Raw genomic sequence first — 17,401 nt, 5'->3', positions numbered from 1 at the left:
GATCGGAAGACTTGTCCGGCCCCCATGCGCGGGGCCGGAGCCTCGGGTCAGAACACGTTCTTCACGGCGTTGCCGAGAGCGTCGACGCTTTCCTTCAGCTTCCGACCGGCCGGTGCGAGGGACGGGAGCTTGATCCCGAGCACCTCGGTGTCCTCCGCCTCGGCGGGTTCTGCCTGAGCCACGGTCGCGGGCGCAGTGCCGGTGGCCTTCTCGGCCGCCCGCGCCGGCGCAGGCGCCTTGCGGGTCGCCACCGCCTTCGAGGCGGGCTTCTCGGGGCGCTCGATCTTCTGGGCGCGCTCGACCTTCTCGGCGCGCTCGACCGGCGCCGGGCGCTCGGTCCGCTCGGTCGCGGGAGCCGGATTCGGCACGGCCGGTTCAACGAGTTCGCGGGCCCGGACCGTCTCGGACGCGCGGGGCGTCTGGAGCGATGCCGTGCGGGTCGACGCCAGCGGCGCGACCTCCCGCGTGGCCGCCACCGGCATAACGGGGGTCGGGACCGGGATGCGCTGCGTCGGCGGGACCGGTGCCGCGGCGACCTTGGCGGGCTGTGAGGCGGCCGAGGGCGGGGCGGCGGGGGCCTTCGCGGGCGTCACGATGGGCGAGAAGGCCTCGGGCAGCGCGACCATCCGCAGGGCCGGCGCCTCGGGCTTGGCGGGCACCGCCGCCGCCGGCGCTGCCTGGACGGAGCCCTTGATCACGGGCAGCCCGTCCTTCAGCTCTGGCCAATCGGCGGCCTGCTTGGACGCGACGATCCGCACCGGCGTCGGCGCCGCGAGGCCGGCCATCACCGTCGAGGCGGCAACGCCGAAGCCCACCAGCGCGCCCGCGCCGGCTACGCCGAACAGCACGACCTTGAGGTTCAGCGACGGCCCGGGCTTGGCCGACGGCCTCCGGTCGGGCCGGGTCTCGGACGGGTCGAGGTTGAGATCGATCATGGTCCGGGGTCTCTCACTCGATACACGCCGCGCGCGACCGGGCTCCCCATGACCGGCCGCCACTCTTCGAGGATTCGAAGCTGGTTCGACTCTGTTGGCGATAGAGAAGCTGCAATACGGCGCAATGATGTCGGCCCGAATTGCCAGCCCAGCCAGTCGTGACCCGGCTATCCACAACATAACGCGCCGCCGCTTAAGAATCGGTATTCGGACCGCCCGTGCCGAAGCGTGCGTCGGGGTCCGCGCGGCCATGGCCCGGTCGGCCGCGGGGCGCGGCATGGACTTCGCCGGCACGGTCGCTATGCGTCACGGTGTGGATACGAGCCCGACCCTGACCCCGAGATCCGCGGTACCCGCCGCGCCGATCAGACCCCGCGCCGGCCTTTGGCCCTGGTCCGGCTGGTCGACGCGCGCGCGGCTCGTCGCGGTGGTGCTGCTCATCGATGCCTTCGCGGCTTTGATCTCCTGCGCGGTCATCGTACTGAACGCCCGGTCGGCGGTGCGCGTCGAGACCCGCGCCTCCCTCGCCACCGTCGAGTCGCTGGTGGCCGACACGATCCGCCTGTCCGACACGGCCTCCCCCGACACGCTGCTCCAGACGCTCGACCTCCGCTTCAAGGTCCTGCGGCATGTCCGGGTCGCGGTGCTCGATGCGGATGGCGACCAGATCGGCCGGCCGTTGCCGCCGACCCGCGCGGACCGGGAGGCACCCCACTGGTTCGCCGACCTGATCATGCCGCCGATCGAGCGCCACGCCCTGCCGATCGTCGTCGACGGGCGTCGGCTCGGCACGGCGCAGATCACCACGCAGCCGATGGACGAGATCGACGAGATCTGGGGCTATGCCCGTGCGCTCTCGCTGACCACCCTGGCGATCAATGCCGCGATGCTGATCGCCCTCTACATCGCCCTGGGCCGGATCCTCGCGCCGCTGCGGCGGCTCGGCGCCGGCCTGACCCAGCTGGAGCATCACGACTACACGGCCCGCCTGGAGCCGCCCGGTGCCCGGGAGCTGGCGGTGATCGCCGAGCGGTTCAACAAGGTCGCCGAGGCCCTGGGCGAGGTCCGGGCCGCCAACGGCCGCCTCAACCGCCAGCTTCTGACCGCCCAGGACGACGAGCGCCGCCGGACAGCCCTGGAGCTGCACGACGAGTTCGGCCCCTGCCTGTTCGCCCTGGAGGCCAACGCCGCCTCGATCGGCCGTATCGCCTCCGGCTCCGCCGAGCCCAGCCGCGAGAAGCTCGCCGCCCGGGCGGCCGAGATCAGCGCCATCGTCGGCCAGGTCCAGACGGTCAACCGGGAGCTTCTGAACCGCCTGCGGCCGCACGGGCTCGGGCAGGCGCCGCTAGCGACCTGCCTGGACCTGCTCCTGCGCGGCTTCGGGCAGCGCCACCCCGGCCTCAGCTTCGTGGGCCGGTTCGACGGTCTGGCCAAGGGCTACGGCGACCTCGTGGACCTCACGGTGTTCCGCTGCGTGCAGGAGAGCGCCACCAACGCCGTGCGGCACGGCGCCGCGACCCGGGTGGAGGCCGAGGCGACCGAGGCCGAGGGCCGGCTCGACCTCACCATCCGCGACAACGGCACCGGAATCCCCCCGGAACACGGCACCGGGCTCGGTCTGTCGGGGATGCGCGAGCGCGTGGAGGCCCTCGGCGGCACCTTCGCCCTTGACAATGCCGGCCCCGGGGCGATCGTCCGGATCATGATCCCCGTTCCGCCTGACCGGGGCGACGAGACCAGCACCGCGCCGAGCGCATGAACGCCATCGCATCCCAGATCGACGCCGCCGCCACCCGCCTGCCGGTCCTCGTCATCGATGATCACCCCATCGTCCTGCAGGGCTGTCGACGCGTCCTGGAGGATTCCGGCGTGGAGACCATCGCGGAGGCGACGACCGTCGTCGGCGGCTACCGGATCTTCCACCGGCTCCGCCCGCCGGTCGTGATCTGCGACCTGACCTTCCAGGGCAGCGGCATGGCCGGGCTCGGCCTGATCCGGCGCATCCGGGCGGTCGCACCCGAGACGCGCATCCTGGTCTTCAGCATGCACAACGACCCGGTGATCGTCGCCCGCGCCCTCGAGGCGGGGGCCCTCGGCTACGTCCTCAAGGACCACGCCTCGGCCGAGCTGTTCGAGGCCTTCGCCAAGGTCCGCGTCGGCGAGGTCTACCTCGACCGGCGCCTGGCGACCGAGGTGGCGATGCTGCGCGCCGATGCCCGCCGCGCGCCGGAATCGCAGCTAACCCCCCGCGAGCAGCAGATCCTGGCGCGCCTCGCGCAGGGGCGCTCCTACGGGGCCATCGCGGCCGACCTGTCGGTGAGCTACAAGACCGTGACCAACGCCTGCTCGCAGATGCGCCAGAAGCTCGGCGTGCGCACCCTCGCCGAGCTGATCCACGTCGCCGTCACCCACGCGCAGCGGCAGGGCTAGGCCGTGGCGTCTCTCGGACTGGCCGAGGCGGGCGCGCCGGTCTCGTTCTCGCAGGAGGCCTGGGCGCGCAACGCCGCCGCCTACGAGACCATCCGGTCGATGCCGTTCAATGCCGAACTCGCCGCCGGAACGCTGCCGCAGGGTCGGTTCCGGCACTACATCGTGCAGGATGCGCACTACCTGATCGGCTTCGGCCGGGCGCTGAGCCTCGCCGCCGCGAAGGCGCCGGATCCCGACGCGATCGTGCAGTTCTCCCGGGCCGCGCAGGAAGCGATCGTCGTCGAGCGCGCGCTCCATGGCGGCTTCTTCCGCGACTACGGCATCGGCCCGGAGACCTTCGCGGCCACGCCCCTGACGCCGGCCTGCGATCATTACGTCTGCTACCTGCTCGCCACCGCCTATGCCGAGCCCTTCGCGGTGGTCTGTGCCGCGCTGCTGCCCTGCTTCTGGATCTACAAGGCGGTGGGCGACGACATCTTCGCCCGCGCCGCGCCCGGCAACCCGTACCGCGCCTGGATCGACACCTACGCAGGGTCTGACTTTGCCGAGGCGGTGGCGGCCATGATCGCCGCCACGGATCGGGCCGCGCGGGACGCGTCGGCGGCCGAGCGCGCGCGGATGCATCAGGCCTTCACGCAGGCCACCCGGCTGGAATGGCAGTTCTGGGACAGCGCCTACCGCGACGCGGCCTGGTCCCTGTGACCGGCCCGGCGCGCCCGTGACCGCGCCGGAGGCTCGCCGCCGGGATCTCGTCGCCGCGGCACTCGCCGCCGCCCTGGTCTGGCCGCTCCGTCCGGCGCAGGCCGCCGGCTCTGCAGACGCGCCGGACCCGATTTCGCCGGAGCCGATCCCGGCGGACCGCCCCGTCCGGATCGCCATGCTGCTCTATCCGGGCCTGACCGCCCTCGATCTTGTGGGCCCGCAGACCTTCCTGGCCGGCCTCGCTCCGGGCAGCCTCCACCTCGTCGGTGCGGAGACCGGTCCCGTCACGAGCGATACCGGCCTCGCCCTGGTGGCGACCCACAGCTTCGCGACCTGCCCGGCGGATCTCGACGTCCTGTTCGTGCCCGGAGGCGACGGCACGCCCGCCCAGATGGGCCATGCGGCGCTCCTCGCCTTCCTGCGCGACCGCGCCGCCCGGGCCGGCTGGGTCGTCAGCGTCTGCACCGGATCGTTGATCCTGGGGGCGGCCGGCCTCCTGCGGGGCTACCGCGCGACGTCGCACTGGAGCGTGCGCGACGCGGTGCTGCCGCTCCTCGGCGCCGAACCGGTGGCGGAGCGCGTCGTGTTCGACCGCAACCGCGTCACCGCGGCCGGGGTCTCGGCGGGGCTCGACCTCGGGCTGGCGCTCGCCGCCCGCCTGCGCGGGGCCGACTACGCCCGCACCGCGCAGCTCGTCGCCGAATACGCTCCGGCACCGCCGTTCCGGGCCGGCACACCGGCGGAGGCCGGTCCGGCCGTGGTCCGGGCCGCCGAGTCGATTCTCGCGCCGCTGGTGACGGGGGCCGAGGCCGTGGCGCGCCGTTGAGGGCCGCGCCGGCGATGCAACTTCGCCACGGTCGGGCGCCACGTGCGGCGCCGTGCTTGACGGAGCGACGCCGGGGACCGAACTGTTGCGCTGCACGATCCCCCCGGAGCCGCCATGTCCCTGATCGCACGCCTGCGCGCCTACGCGGCCGAGGCTCTCGGCGTCGGCAACCCCGAGACCGTGGACGAGACGCATCTCGCGGCCACGGCGCTCCTCGTCCACGTCGCCCGCGTCGACGGCATTCTGGCGCCCGCCGAGAGCGAGCGTCTGTCGCGCCTCGTCCAGGGTCATTACGCCGACGGGCCGGATGCGGCACGGGCCCTGATCGAGCGGGCCGCCGCCATGGACTCGGAGGTGCGCGACGTGGCGAGCCTCGTGGAGATGATCCCGCATGAGGCCGACCGGGCCGAGCGCGAAGAGCTGCTGACCATGGCGTGGTCGGTCGCGGCGGCGGACGGCAACGTCGACGAGTTCGAGGAGGCCCTGGTCGAGCGCCTCGGCCGCCTGCTCGGCTTCGACGAGGCCGCCATCTCGGCTGCCCGGCGGAGCGGTCAGCAGGGTGTCGCAGCCGCCTAGCCCTCGCGTCCCGCCATGATCGCCAGTCTGGCGCTGATCCTGCTCGCCCAGCTGCTGGGCGAGGTTCTGGCGCGCGGCGCGGGCGTGCCGGTGCCCGGGCCGGTGATCGGCATGGGCTTGATGTTCGCGTTCCTGCTGCTGCGCGACAGCGCGGGGCTCGGCCTGTCGCGCTTCCTGCCGAAGCCGCTCACCGATGGGACGCTCGAAACGACGGCGCGCGGCCTGCTGATGAACCTGTCGCTCCTGTTCGTTCCGGCGGGGGTCGGCGTCGTCGGCCGCCTCGACCTGCTGCGGGCCCAGGGTGCCAAGCTCGCCCTCGTGCTGATCGTCTCGACGGCGCTGTCGCTGCTGGTGACCGTCCTGGTCTTCCGTGCCGTGGCCGCCCGGGTCGAACGGCGTCGACCCGACGGAGAGCCCTGACGCATGGGCGGCGATTTCTCGCTCTGGGTCTATCTCGCCAAGACGCCGCTCCTGTGGCTGACGGTGACGCTGACCGCCTACGTCTGGCGGACCGGATCGCCGCGGCCACGGGCCGGCACCCGATCGCCAACCCCGTGCTCATCACCGTGGCCCTGGTCGGTGCGGTCCTGGCCATCACGGGCACGCCCTACGGGACCTATTTCGAGGGCGCGCAATTCGTCCACTTCCTGCTCGGACCCGCCACCGTGGTTCTGGCCATGCCCCTCTACGAGCGGCGTGCCACGGTCCTGCGCGCCCTCGCGCCGATGCTCGCGGCCCTCGCCGCCGGCTCGGCCACCACGCTCGCCGTGGTCATCGCCCTCGCGCGGCTCCTCGACATCCCGCAGCCGGTCCTCGTCTCGCTGGCCCCGAAATCCGTGACGTCGGGGGTGGCGATGGGTATCGCGGAAGCGCTGGGCGGCGATCCGACGCTCACGGCCATCCTGGTGATCCTCACCGGCATCATCGGGGCGATCCTGGTCACGCCGATGATGAACCTCCTGCGCATCCGCGACATGCGCGCCCGCGGCTTCGCGGCCGGGCTCGCGGCCCACGGCATCGGGACGGCGCGCGCCTTCCAGGTCAGCGAGGTGGCCGGGACCTTCGCGGGCATCGCCATGGGGCTCAACGCCTTCGTGACGGCGATCCTCGCCCCCCTGGCGCTGCACCTGCTGTTCTGAGGCCTCAGGCGTCCAGACGGTCGGCCACCGCCTCGGCGAGCGACAGGCTGGAGGTCAGCCCCGGGCTCTCGATCCCGAACAGGTGCACGATCCCGGGCAATCCGTGCTCCGCCGGGCCGTCGATCCGGAAGTCGGCCGCCGCCTCGCCCGGCCCCGTCAGCTTGGGGCGCAGGCCCGCATAGTCCGGATACAGCGCCCCGTCCGGCAGACCGGGCCAGTACCGCCGGATCGCGCCGTAGAAGGCCTCGGCGCGCCGGGGATCGACCCGGTAATCGAACCCGTCCACCCATTCCACGTCGGGCCCGAAGCGGGTGCGTCCGGCGAGGTCGAGGGTCAGGTGGATGCCGAGGCCGCCGTCGATCCGCGGCGCCGGGTAGATCAGCCGCGAGAAGGCCGGCCTGCCGGTGCAGCCGAAGTAGTTGCCGCGGGCGAGGCGCAGCCTCGGGACGCGCTCGGCCGGGTAGCCCTCCGTGCGGGCGGCCAGGGCCGGGGCGCCGAAGCTCGCGGCATTGACCACCGCGTCGAAGGCCATCGTCCCCGGCTCGGCACCGCCGAACGCGGCCTGCCATTGCCCGTCCCGCTGCGTCAGGCCCTCCACCGGGGTGCGCAGGGCGAGGGCGCCGCCGTGGTCCTCGATCTCGCCGAGCAGGGCGAGCATCAGCGCATGGCTGTCCACGATGCCGGTGCGCGGCGAATGCAGCGCCACCGTGCAGGTGAGATTGGGCTCCAGGCGCCGGGCCGTATCGCCGTCGAGCAGCTCCAGGCCCGCCACGCCGTTGGCCTCGCCCTGCCGGCGGATCGCCGCGATGGTCTCGGCCTCGGCATCGTCGGACGCGACGATCAGCTTGCCGCAGGCGCGATGCGGGACACCATGACTCGCGCAAAAGTTGTATAGTCGATGCGAGCCCGCGACGCAGTGATGCGCGCGTTCCGAGCCGCTTGGATAGTACATGCCCGCATGGATCACCTCCGAGCTTCGGGCCGACACGCCGGTTCCGAAGGCCTCCTCGGCTTCCGCCACCACGATGGCGTGTCCGCGCAGCGCGAGCGCCCGCCCGATGGCGAGGCCGACGACGCCGGCTCCGACGACCAGGACCTCCATGTTTTCGGGCTCTCCATCGCGCCCCGACGGGCAGGTGAGTCTTCAATACCGCACTTCAATCGGAACCACGACGCGTCCGTTGATTCGTCATTGACCCTAAATCTCAATCCTAAGTAGAAATATCGGCGTCACAAATGCGCGTCTCGGTTGTGGCGACGGTGATCTGGCGCATAATGGGTCATTCACCGCCTCCGGCCGGGGCCGAAACCGTCTCACGAACATAGATCCGGCCGTCGGCGGCGAAGCATCCGACGGAAGCCACGAGAGCCACAACCGAACACAACCGAACAACGTCGAACCGAGGTGATGACCATGCCGACGACATCGCCGAGCGTCGAACTCGCCGCAAAGATCCTGAGCGCCTACGTCACGCGCAACAGCGTCCCGGCGGGAACGCTCCCCGACCTGCTCTCCGAGGTTCACCGCTCCATCACCGCCCTGGACCAGCCGGTCGAGCCGCAGGTGAAGCGCCCGACCGAAGCACAGATCCGCGCCTCGATCCGGCCGGACACGCTCATCAGCTTCGAGGACGGCAAGCCCTACAAGGCCCTGCGGCGGCATCTGACGATGCGCGGCCTCACGCCCGAGGCCTACAGGGCCAAGTGGGGCCTGCCGGTCGATTACCCGCTGGTCTCGGCGGTCTACAGCGCCCGCCGCTCGACGATCTCCCGCCAGATCGGGCAGGGGCAGCGCCTGCGGATGCAGCAGGCCGCGGAGTAGCCGGCGCGATCCCTCGCCGGTGCCGACGAGGGGCGACCGTCACGTCCAGTCCAAGGCCGGGACCTCGGCGCCCGCGGTCGCCACCTCCTGGATCAGCAGGGCCACGAGCCCCGACCATCCGGTCTGGTGCGCGGCGCCGACCCCGCGACCCGTGTCGCCGTGGTAATATTCGTAGAACAGGACCAGATCGCGGAAATGCGGATCCTCCTGTTCGATCCGGCTGTCCCCATAGACGGGCCGTCGCCCGTCCGGGCCGCGGGTCGAGAGTCCGATCAGACGCCGTGACAGGTGGGCGGCGATCTCGCGCAGCGAATAGGTCCGTCCGGAACCGGTCGGTGCCTCGACCCGGAAATCCGGGCCGTAATAGTCGTGGAAGCGGTTCAACCCGGCGATCAGCAGGTAATTGACCGGCATCCAGACCGGGCCCCGCCAGTTCGAGTTGCCGCCGAACAGGCGCGAGCGCGACTCCGCCGGCTCGTAGGCGAGGCCGAGGTCGCTGCCGTTCCAGGCGAAGCAGAACGGCGCGTCCGCATAGACGCGGGAGACGGCCCGCAACCCGTGCTTCGAGAGGAACTCGTTCGGGTCGAGGGCGCGCTGCAGCAATGCCTTCAGCCGGTGCCCGCGCAGCAGCGAAAGCAGCGCGGTCTGGCCCGCGCCGGGCTCGCTCCAGCGCGAGACCAGGGTCGCAAGGTCCGGGCGGTTCTTCAGGAAGAACAGCATCCGGTCGCGCAGCGATGGAAGCCGCTCCAGATCGCAGGCATTGATGACCGCCACCGCGAAAATCGGGATCAGACCGACCATGGTCCGGGCCCGGATCGGGAGGCGCTGTCCGTCACGGGTCTCGATCACGTCGTAGAAGAAGCCGTCCGGCTCGTCCCAGACACCGGCGCCGGTGGCAGCCGCGATGAGCAGGAAGTGCTCGAAGAACTTCTCGGCCATGTCCTCGTAGGTCGGGTCCTCGAGGGCCAGCTCGATGGCGATCCGCATCAGGTTGAGAGCGTAGGTCGCCATCCAGGCCGTCGCGTCGGACTGGGTCAGCGAGGCGCCGTCGCCCACCGGCTTCGACCGGTCGAAGATGCCGATGTTGTCGAGGCCGAGGAAGCCGCCCTGGAACAGGTTGCGGTCGTCGGAATCCTTGCGGTTCACCCACCACGTGAAGTTCAGGGTGAGCTTGTTGAAGATCCGCTTCAGGAAGGCGTGGTCCGGCGTGCCGGTCAGCGCCCGATCCAGCTCGAAGACTCGCCAGGCGGCCAGCGCGTGGACCGGCGGATTGGCGTCTCCGAAGCCCCATTCGTAGGCCGGCAGCGCGGCGTTCGGATGGGTGTAGGCCTCGTCGACCAGGAGCAGGAGCTGGTTCTTCGCGAAATCGGGATCGATCAGCCCGAACACGATCGCCTGGAGGGCCAGATCCCAGGAGGCGAACCACGGATACTCCCAGGCATCCGGCATCGAGATGATGTCGTTGGCCCGCAGATGGGCCCAGTCGCTGTTGCGGCCGTGCCGCCGCTCCGGCGCCGGTGCGGGCTGCGCCGGGTCGCCGGTGAGCCATTCGCGCACGTCGTAGTGGTAGAGCTGCTTCGACCAGAGCATGCCGGCGAGGGCCTGCCGTTGCACGAGCCGCATCTCGGGATCGGCGATCGGCGCCTGAAGCGCCCCGTAGAAGTCGTCGGCCTCCGCCTCCCGGTCGGCGAAGACGGCGTCGAAATCCGCGAAGGGCTCGCCCGGCGCGGTCTCGGGGCGCAGGCGCAGGCGCAGGATCCGCGTCTCCCCGGGGCCGAGATGGAGATCGTAGCGGGCGGCGCACTTGGTGCCCGACAGGGCGTTGGCGGCGGCCCGGTTTCCGCCCGCGACGCACCGGTCGATCCCGTCCTTGTAGAAGCCCTCGGCCGAACCGGTGCCGAACAGCCGATGCGTGTTCGTCTCGTTCTCGGTGAACAGCAACTCGCCCGCGCCCTCGGCGAAGAAGCGCAGGCCCGGCATCTCGGGGTGGCGCGCCCAGACCGAGCCATCCGAACCGGCCATCAGCTCCGGCTTCTGGACGCCCTGCTTCCAGGACCATGTGTTGCGGGCCCAGAGCTGAGGCAGAAGCGTTAGGTCGGCGGGGTCCGGACCGCGATTGGTGGCGGTGACCCGCATCAGGATGTCGTCCGGAGACGCCTTGGCGTAGGCGATCGCGACGTCGAAATAGCGGCCGGCGTCGAACAGGCCGGTGTCGAGGAGCTCGTATTCCGGGTCGTCGAGACCGCGCCGCGCATTCTCCTCGACCAGCCGCTCATACGGAAAGGCCGCCTGCGGGTACTTGTACAGCATCCGCATGAAGGCGTGGGTCGGGATACCGTCGAGGTAATAGTAGAGTTCCTTGACGTCCTCGCCGTGGTTGCCTTCCTGATTGGTCAGGCCGAACAGGCGTTCCTTGAGGATCGGGTCCCGCCCGTTCCACAGGGCGAGGGACAGGCACCAGTTCAGATGCCGGTCGCCGAAGCCGCCGATCCCGTCCTCGCCCCAGCGGTAGGCGCGGGATCGGGCGTGGTCGTGGGGCAGGTAGTCCCAGGCGTCGCCGCCCGGGCTATAATCCTCCCGCACGGTGCCCCATTGCCGGTCGCTGAGATACGGCCCCCAGCGGCGCCAGGCCGGGTCGGAGCGGGCCTCCACGAGACGGCGTCCCTCGGCGGTCTCGAAGAGGTTGCGCGGCACGCCGTTGGGCTTGGTCATAGGCTCGCTGCTCCTGCCCCCGCGGTCGCATCAACCGATAGTGCCGCGCCGCCGGCAGAGAAAGTCCGGGCCCGCGCCGCGGCCCGATCCGCGCGGGATCGGGTCACACGATGCGGATCGACAGGTCCGGCAGGCCCTCGATCGAGCCCGCGAGGATGTCTCCCCGCACCACCGGCCCGACATTCTCGGGCGTGCCCGAGTAGACGATGTCGCCGGCCTTGAGCTCGAAGGCTTTCGACAGTTCGGCGATCTGCTCGGCCACCGACCAGATCATGTCCGACAGGTCCGCGTCTTGCCGGAGCGTGCCGTTGACGGAAAGCCGGATGCGCCCGCGCCCCGGATGCCCGACCCGTGCGACGGGCAGGATCGGCGTGATCGGCGCGGCGTGGTCGAAGCTCTTGCCGATCTCCCAGGGCTTCTTCTGGTTGCCCATGCCGCGCTGGAGATCCCGGCGGGTCATGTCGAGGCCGGTGGCGTAGCCGTAGACGTGATCGAGCGCCTGCCCGACCGGGATGTCCCGGCCGCCCGATTTCAGCACGGCGACCAGCTCGATCTCGTGGTGATAGTTCTGCGTCAGCGACGGATAGGGATGGTCGGCGAGGCCGTTCGCGACCACCTGCACGGCGTCTGCGGGCTTCTGGAAGAAGAACGGCGGCTCGCGGGACGGGTCGGAGCCCATCTCGCGGGCATGGGCCGCGTAGTTGCGGCCGATGCAGTAGATCCGCCGGACCGGGAAGACCTGCGCCTCGCCCAGGATCGGAATGGTGACCTGTGGCAGCGCGAACAGTGTGCCCGGCTGCGCCTCCCCTGCAGCGGCCTGACCGAGGGTCCCGGCACCGCCCACGGCGACCGCCCCGAGCACGTGACGCCTGTTGATCGTGGCCATGACCTTCGTCCCTCTGCCCGGCTGCGTGCTGCCGCGGACCGCACAACTCGGTCGGCGATACGACGGGGCTGCCCCGGCCGCCAGCGGATGCGGGCCTGGTCGGGGATCCTCAGCCGGCCCGTGTCACCCGGATCCCGCTCCGGTCTGCCGCGACGCGTAGCCGGGTGTAGTCCGCGATCGCGGGATGGCCGGTCGTCACCGGCTCGTGATGGGTCGCGGTGACCACCACGATGCCTGCGCCCGCGGCTTCGGCCGCCCGGATGCCGGCCGGGGCGTCCTCGAAGACGAGGCACTCCGACGCCGCGGCACCGAGGCGTTCGGCCCCCAGCAGGAAGCAATCCGGCGCGGGCTTGCCCTGCGCCACGTCCTCGGCGGCGACCAGGAGGTCGGGGACCGGCATGCCGGCCGCCGCGAGCCGGCGTTCGGCGAGCCGCCTGGGCGCCGATGTGACGATCGCCCAGCGCTCGCGCGGCAGCGCCTCCAGGAACGACCGCGCGCCCGGGATCGCGATGATGTCGCCGACATCCTCCATCTCGGCCTCGGTGATCGCGGCGGCCTCGGCTTCGGGATCGACGCCGGGCAGGTTCAGCCGCCGGATCGTCTCCACCGAGCGCACCCCGTGGATCGTCGGCAGGAAGGCGGCCACGTCGAGGCCGTGCGCCTCGGCCCAGCGCGACCAGATCCGCTCCGCCGACGCAATCGAGCTGATGATCGTCCCGTCCATGTCGAACAGGAGCGCGGCCAGGGGACGGGTCGGGAAAAATGTCTCGGGCATGGGGGACCGCTAGGCCGCCGCCGCCGCCCCGGCAACCGACCCGCGCGCATGGCCGCCTCACGCGGGCTGGCGAGCCTCCGGGACCGACTCGGCGCGCGAGCGGCGCGCTGTCGCGGGAGCCCGGCCCGCTTCACGGGCCGATGCCTTTGGTGTAGCGCGGGTGCAACCCCGGGCCGTCGGCGGCCCTGCAACCGCGAATATCATCCGACCATGCCGAGCCGCATCGACGCCACCTTTGCCCGCGCCCGCGCGGAGAACCGGTCCGTTCTCGTCACCTACGTGATGTCGGGCGATCCCGATCCCGAGACCTCGCTGGAGGTGCTGTCGGCGCTCCCGGGCGCCGGCGCCGACATCCTGGAATTCGGCCTGCCGTTCACCGACCCGATGGCGGACGGCCCTGCGATCCAGGCCGCCGGCCTGCGGGCCCTGAAGGCGGGCCAGACGGTCGCGGGCACCCTCGACCTCGTGCGCCGCTTCCGCGCCGGCAACGACACCACGCCTATCGTGCTGATGGGCTACTACAACCCGATCCACACCTACGGCGTCGACCGCTTCCTCTACGACGCGGTGGCGGCCGGCGTCGACGGGCTCATCGTCGTCGATCTCCCGCCCGAGGAGGATTCCGAGCTGTGCCTGCCGGCCCTCGGCAAGGGCCTCGCCTTCATCCGGCTCGCCACGCCCACCACCGACGAGCGGCGCCTGCCGGCGGTCCTCGCGAACACGGCGGGCTTCGTCTACTACGTGTCCATCACCGGCATCACCGGCACGGCGACACCGGATTTCGGCAAGGTCTCCGAGGCGGTCGCCCGCATCCGCCGCCACACCGAGCTGCCCGTGGTCGTCGGCTTCGGCGTCAGGACCGGCGCCCATGCGACGGCGATCGCCAAGGGCGCGGACGGCGTCGTGGTCGGCTCCGCCCTCGTGGACGCCCTGGTGCGCTCCCTCGACGGCGAGGGCCGGCCTCAGGCCGGAAGCGTTGCGGCGGTGACGGAGCTGGTGCGGGAACTCGCCGCGGGCGTGCGGGCGGCGGGCGTCGGACGGGCCGCCTGACGGCCGGATCGGGGACCCCTGGCGGCGGCGTGCGCCGCACCTGATATCTGCGCGGGCTTGAAGCGGACGGACGCAAGTCGATGGTCGAACCGATGAACTGGATCTCGGAGGTGGTGCGCCCCCGGATCAAGACCCTGTTCAAGCGCGAGACGCCCGAGAACCTCTGGGTCAAGTGCCCGGATACGGGGCAGATGGTGTTCCACAAGGAGGTGGAGGCCAACCACTGGGTCATTCCCGGCTCCGAGCATCACCTGAAGATGGGCGCCCAGGCGCGCCTGAAGATGATGTTCGACGAGGGCACCTGGATCGACGTGGCGCTGCCGGAGGTCGCCACCGACCCGCTGAAGTTCCGCGACGAGAAACGCTACGTCGACCGGCTCAAGGAGGCCCGGGCCAAGACCGGCCTGCAGGACGCGTTCAAGATCGGGTTCGGCCGGGTCGGCGGCCTGCCGATGACGCTCGCGGCGCAGGAATTCGGCTTCATGGCGGGCTCCCTCGGCATGGCGGCGGGCGAGGCCTTCGTGCGCGGCGCCGAGACGGCGCTGGAGAAGCGCACGCCCTACGTGCTGTTCGCGGCGTCGGGCGGTGCGCGGATGCAGGAGGGAATCCTGTCCCTGATGCAGATGCCGCGGACCACGGTGGCGGTGCGCCGGCTCAACGCGGCGCGGCTCCCCTACATCGTGGTGCTGACGAACCCGACCACCGGCGGCGTCACCGCCTCCTACGCCATGCTGGGCGACGTCCACCTCGCCGAGCCGGGCGCCCTGATCTGCTTCGCGGGACCCCGGGTGATCGAGCAGACCATCCGGGAGAAGCTGCCGGACGGCTTCCAGCGGGCGGAGTACCTGCGCGAGCACGGCATGGTCGATCAGGTGGTCCACCGGCACCAGCTCAAGGAGACGATCACGCGTCTCTGCAGCCTCCTGACCCAAGCGCCCCAGGCCGCCGCGCCGGCGGCACCCTCCGAGGCGGCCTGACCCGGCGATGGCCTCGTCCGATGCCCTGATGGCGCGTTTCCTGGCGCTCCACCCCCGCACCATCGACCTGTCCCTGGGCCGGATCGAGCGGCTGCTCGCGCGGCTCAACCATCCCGAGCGTCGCCTGCCGCCGGTGATCCACGTCGCCGGGACCAACGGTAAGGGCTCGACCATCGCGTTCATGCGGTCGATCCTGGAAGCCGGCGGGCTGGCTGCGCATGTCTACACCTCGCCGCACCTCGTCCGTTTCCACGAACGGATACGCATCGGCGGGATCGGCGGCGGCCACTTCGTGGACGAGGATCGTCTCGCCGACGCGTTCGCCCGCTGCGAGACGGCCAATGCCGGCGAGCCGATCACGATGTTCGAGATCACCACGGCCGCGGCCTTCCTGCTGTTCTCCGAGAGCCCGGCCGACGTGCTGCTCCTGGAGGTCGGCCTCGGCGGCCGGCTCGACGCCACCAACGTGATCGACCGGCCGGCCTGCGCGGTGGTCACGCCGATCGGCCGCGACCACGCCGAGTATCTCGGCGACACGGTCGAATCGGTCGCGACCGAGAAGGCCGGGATCTTCAAGCGCGGCTGCCCGGCGGTGATCGCCGCCCAGGATTACGCCGAGGCCGATGCCGTCCTCTGCCGGCGTGCGGAAGCCGTCGGCGCCGGGCCGGTGTTCGTCGGCAACCAGGACTTCTCCGTGCACGAGGAGCGCGGCCGCCTCGTCTATCAGGACGAGACCGACCTGTTCGATCTGCCGCGGCCGCGCCTCGCCGGGCGCCACCAGCTGGTCAATGCCGGCACGGCGATCACCGCGCTGCGCGCCGCCGGATTCGGCGATATCGGTACGGCGGCCCTGGAGCGGGGCCTCACCGAGGTCGATTGGCCGGGGCGTCTGCAGCGTCTCGGCCGCGGCCGTCTGGCCGCCCAGCTCGATCCCGGCACCGAGCTGTGGCTCGATGGCGGCCACAACATCGACGGCGGCCGGATCCTCGCGGCCGCCATGGCGGATCTCGGCGAGAAGAGCGACGTGCCGCTCGTCCTCGTGGTCGGCCTCCTCGGCACGAAGGACGCCGACGGGTTCCTGCGCAATTTCGTCGGACTGGCCCGCGCCCTCGTGGCCGTCCCGATCACCGGGACCATGGCCGCGCGCCCGGCCGAAGAGGTCGCGCGGATCGGCGAGGAGGTGGGTCTCTCCACCTACGCGGCGCCGAGCATCGAGGCAGCCCTCGCCCTGGTGCGGGACATCGCCTTCGAGCGCCCCCCGCGAATCCTGATCTGCGGATCCCTCTACTTGGCCGGCATGGTTCTCGCCGCCAACGACACGCCGCCGGTCTGAGTCGTCTCCAGTGCGGCCGACCTGCGCGCGGCCGCCGTATCAAGTGGCGGGAACGCCGGACATCTGTGAAGTCCGGATTTTGCATTCGAAAATCCGTCGAATCGCCGCAATCGCGCGGATGGAAACCCGTCCACGGCCACGCTTTCCTCCCGCTGTGGCAGCTAAGCTACATCCTCCCGGGGCTCGATCGCATAATTTCATCGGCGATCGGGCTTATGCTGGGGATCACAGTAATGAAGAAGCTTCTCACGTCTCTCGCGGCTTTCACCGCACTCACCGCTGCCGCTTCGGCCGCCGACCTTCCGCGCCGCGCTGCGCCGCCGCCGGTGTTCACGCCCGTTCCGGTGTTCACCTGGACCGGTGCCTACTTCGGTATCAACGCCGGCTACGCGTTCGACGCCAGCAGCAACTCGACCCGCGGCTTCGTGCAGACGCCCGGCAACCCGGTCGCTCTCGTCCCGGGCGGTCTCGTTCCCTACCAGGCCCTGCTGCCGAACGGCTCGTCGCTGATCTACAGCAACGACAGCCGCGAAGGTTTCTCGGGCGGTGGCCAGATCGGCTACAACTGGCAGCTGACCCCGGGCTCCGGCGCCGTGATCGGCTTCGAGGCTGACGCCCAGTACCTCGACTTCGGCCGTCGCGCTCGCTTCGCCACCAACGCCGTGGCGATCAACCCGGGCTTCATCCCGGTCAACGGCACGCTCAACACCATCGACTTCTTCGGCACCGTCCGCGGTCGTCTCGGTTGGGCCTTCGACCGGACCCTGGTGTACGCCACCGGCGGTTTCGCCTACGCCACCGGCACGGATGACGGCGCTCGCGTCGGCCTGCAGAACTTCGCTGGCCGCCGGAACGACTTCAAGACCGGCTGGACCGTCGGCGGCGGTGTCGAGTACGCCCTGCCCACCGACTCGTTCCTGAACTTCTTCCGCTCCTCGGCCGTCACGCTGAAGGTCGAAGGTCTGTACGTGAACCTCGACAACAACAACGGCCGCGCCCAGGCGCCGCTGGTTGGTGCTGCGATCTCCCCGGTCGGCCTCGTGCCGGTGTACTCGCTCTCCGGCATCAGCCGGAACGAGAACGCCTTCGCCGTCGTCCGCGCCGGCCTGAACTACAAGTTCGGCTCGTACTAAGACCTGATACCGGATCCCGGGCTCGACCCCGGGATCCACCAATAATCTTGGGCTCGAAACCGAGAAAGCCCGGCCTCGCGGCCGGGCTTTCTTTTTTATCGTCTA

General features: G+C 71.1%; 16 protein-coding genes and 1 pseudogene. 12 read left to right on the top strand and 5 right to left on the bottom strand.

Annotation, left to right across the window (positions count from 1 at the left end; translation table 11 throughout):
• Positions 1–47: 47 nt before the first annotated feature.
• On the bottom strand, positions 48–935 hold the full coding sequence (locus BM396_RS22840) for a hypothetical protein (RefSeq protein ID WP_043382878.1): 888 nt from the start codon (positions 933–935) through the stop codon (positions 48–50).
• 277 nt (positions 936–1,212) lie between these two features.
• On the opposite strand from BM396_RS22840, the gene BM396_RS22835 reads away from it, so the two are divergent.
• From BM396_RS22835 to BM396_RS22805, 7 genes and pseudogenes are all read left to right on the top strand, one after another.
• Positions 1,213–2,694 carry an ATP-binding protein gene (locus BM396_RS22835; RefSeq protein ID WP_043382949.1) on the top strand — a complete coding sequence of 494 codons (1,482 nt, stop codon included), beginning with the start codon at positions 1,213–1,215 and terminating at the stop codon, positions 2,692–2,694.
• The gene (locus BM396_RS22830; protein WP_012320334.1) at positions 2,691–3,365 is read left to right on the top strand and encodes a response regulator; all 675 of its coding nucleotides are present in this window, start codon (positions 2,691–2,693) and stop codon (positions 3,363–3,365) included. Before BM396_RS22835 ends, BM396_RS22830 begins: the two co-directional genes overlap by 4 nt.
• A gap of 3 nt (positions 3,366–3,368) precedes the next feature.
• Positions 3,369–4,067 carry a TenA family protein gene (locus tag BM396_RS22825; protein ID WP_170867495.1) on the top strand — a complete coding sequence of 233 codons (699 nt, stop codon included), beginning with the start codon at positions 3,369–3,371 and terminating at the stop codon, positions 4,065–4,067.
• Between the two features lie 16 nt (positions 4,068–4,083).
• Positions 4,084–4,893, top strand: coding sequence for a DJ-1/PfpI family protein (locus tag BM396_RS22820; protein ID WP_043382881.1), 810 nt, complete (start codon positions 4,084–4,086; stop codon positions 4,891–4,893).
• Positions 4,894–5,007: 114 nt separating this feature from the next.
• Positions 5,008–5,469, top strand: coding sequence for a tellurite resistance TerB family protein (locus tag BM396_RS22815; protein ID WP_043346719.1), 462 nt, complete (start codon positions 5,008–5,010; stop codon positions 5,467–5,469).
• 15 nt (positions 5,470–5,484) lie between these two features.
• Positions 5,485–5,889, top strand: a complete 405-nt coding sequence (locus BM396_RS22810; protein WP_043346716.1) for a CidA/LrgA family protein — start codon at positions 5,485–5,487, stop codon at positions 5,887–5,889.
• 3 nt (positions 5,890–5,892) lie between these two features.
• Positions 5,893–6,608 (top strand): annotated as a pseudogene (locus tag BM396_RS22805) (LrgB family protein).
• A 4-nt stretch (positions 6,609–6,612) separates the two neighbouring features.
• On the opposite strand, the gene BM396_RS22800 reads toward BM396_RS22805, so the two are convergent.
• Complete coding sequence (locus BM396_RS22800; RefSeq protein WP_043382883.1) at positions 6,613–7,710, bottom strand: NAD(P)/FAD-dependent oxidoreductase; 1,098 nt, start codon at positions 7,708–7,710, stop codon at positions 6,613–6,615.
• Between the two features lie 312 nt (positions 7,711–8,022).
• On the opposite strand from BM396_RS22800, the gene BM396_RS22795 reads away from it, so the two are divergent.
• Complete coding sequence (locus BM396_RS22795) at positions 8,023–8,430, top strand: Ros/MucR family transcriptional regulator (RefSeq protein WP_043346732.1); 408 nt, start codon at positions 8,023–8,025, stop codon at positions 8,428–8,430.
• A 39-nt stretch (positions 8,431–8,469) separates the two neighbouring features.
• Here the strand turns inward: BM396_RS22795 and BM396_RS22790 are convergent, their stop codons facing one another.
• The 3 genes from BM396_RS22790 to BM396_RS22780 all read right to left on the bottom strand — a co-directional run bounded on the left by BM396_RS22790 (position 8,470) and on the right by BM396_RS22780 (position 12,803).
• Positions 8,470–11,142, bottom strand: a complete 2,673-nt coding sequence (locus BM396_RS22790; protein ID WP_043382885.1) for an MGH1-like glycoside hydrolase domain-containing protein — start codon at positions 11,140–11,142, stop codon at positions 8,470–8,472.
• Positions 11,143–11,245: 103 nt separating this feature from the next.
• A complete protein-coding gene (locus tag BM396_RS22785) occupies positions 11,246–12,028 on the bottom strand; it encodes a fumarylacetoacetate hydrolase family protein (RefSeq protein ID WP_043346708.1) in 783 nt (260 codons plus the stop codon).
• A 109-nt stretch (positions 12,029–12,137) separates the two neighbouring features.
• Complete coding sequence (locus BM396_RS22780) at positions 12,138–12,803, bottom strand: HAD-IA family hydrolase (RefSeq protein ID WP_043346706.1); 666 nt, start codon at positions 12,801–12,803, stop codon at positions 12,138–12,140.
• 210 nt (positions 12,804–13,013) lie between these two features.
• On the opposite strand from BM396_RS22780, the gene trpA reads away from it, so the two are divergent.
• The 4 genes from trpA (at position 13,014) to BM396_RS22760 (ending at position 17,296) form a co-directional block, all read left to right on the top strand.
• Entirely contained in the window at positions 13,014–13,853 is an 840-nt protein-coding gene (gene trpA, locus BM396_RS22775; protein ID WP_043382887.1) for a tryptophan synthase subunit alpha, read from the top strand.
• A gap of 80 nt (positions 13,854–13,933) precedes the next feature.
• Positions 13,934–14,830, top strand: coding sequence for an acetyl-CoA carboxylase, carboxyltransferase subunit beta (accD, locus tag BM396_RS22770; protein WP_043346702.1), 897 nt, complete (start codon positions 13,934–13,936; stop codon positions 14,828–14,830).
• 7 nt (positions 14,831–14,837) lie between these two features.
• Positions 14,838–16,163, top strand: coding sequence for a bifunctional folylpolyglutamate synthase/dihydrofolate synthase (locus tag BM396_RS22765; protein WP_043346700.1), 1,326 nt, complete (start codon positions 14,838–14,840; stop codon positions 16,161–16,163).
• Between the two features lie 233 nt (positions 16,164–16,396).
• A complete protein-coding gene (locus BM396_RS22760) occupies positions 16,397–17,296 on the top strand; it encodes an outer membrane protein (RefSeq protein WP_043346698.1) in 900 nt (299 codons plus the stop codon).
• The last annotated feature ends 105 nt before the right edge of the window (positions 17,297–17,401 follow it).

It is taken from the genome of Methylobacterium sp. UNCCL125, from assembly GCF_900116795.1.
In the GTDB taxonomy this organism is placed as follows: domain Bacteria; phylum Pseudomonadota; class Alphaproteobacteria; order Rhizobiales; family Beijerinckiaceae; genus Methylobacterium; species Methylobacterium fujisawaense.
The sequence above is the reverse complement of the archived record's forward strand: the minus strand, read 5'-3'. Positions and strand labels throughout refer to the sequence as shown.

Coding starts and splice junctions, on each gene's coding strand:
- BM396_RS22840 (WP_043382878.1), bottom strand. CDS start 935: ATGATCGATCTCAACCTCGACCCGTCCGAGACCCGGCCCGACCGGAGG.
- BM396_RS22835 (WP_043382949.1), top strand. CDS start 1,213: ATGGACTTCGCCGGCACGGTCGCTATGCGTCACGGTGTGGATACGAGC.
- BM396_RS22830 (WP_012320334.1), top strand. CDS start 2,691: ATGAACGCCATCGCATCCCAGATCGACGCCGCCGCCACCCGCCTGCCG.
- BM396_RS22815 (WP_043346719.1), top strand. CDS start 5,008: ATGTCCCTGATCGCACGCCTGCGCGCCTACGCGGCCGAGGCTCTCGGC.
- BM396_RS22810 (WP_043346716.1), top strand. CDS start 5,485: ATGATCGCCAGTCTGGCGCTGATCCTGCTCGCCCAGCTGCTGGGCGAG.
- BM396_RS22800 (WP_043382883.1), bottom strand. CDS start 7,710: ATGGAGGTCCTGGTCGTCGGAGCCGGCGTCGTCGGCCTCGCCATCGGG.
- BM396_RS22795 (WP_043346732.1), top strand. CDS start 8,023: ATGCCGACGACATCGCCGAGCGTCGAACTCGCCGCAAAGATCCTGAGC.
- BM396_RS22790 (WP_043382885.1), bottom strand. CDS start 11,142: ATGACCAAGCCCAACGGCGTGCCGCGCAACCTCTTCGAGACCGCCGAG.
- BM396_RS22785 (WP_043346708.1), bottom strand. CDS start 12,028: ATGGCCACGATCAACAGGCGTCACGTGCTCGGGGCGGTCGCCGTGGGC.
- BM396_RS22780 (WP_043346706.1), bottom strand. CDS start 12,803: ATGCCCGAGACATTTTTCCCGACCCGTCCCCTGGCCGCGCTCCTGTTC.
- trpA (WP_043382887.1), top strand. CDS start 13,014: ATGCCGAGCCGCATCGACGCCACCTTTGCCCGCGCCCGCGCGGAGAAC.
- accD (WP_043346702.1), top strand. CDS start 13,934: ATGGTCGAACCGATGAACTGGATCTCGGAGGTGGTGCGCCCCCGGATC.
- BM396_RS22765 (WP_043346700.1), top strand. CDS start 14,838: ATGGCCTCGTCCGATGCCCTGATGGCGCGTTTCCTGGCGCTCCACCCC.
- BM396_RS22760 (WP_043346698.1), top strand. CDS start 16,397: ATGAAGAAGCTTCTCACGTCTCTCGCGGCTTTCACCGCACTCACCGCT.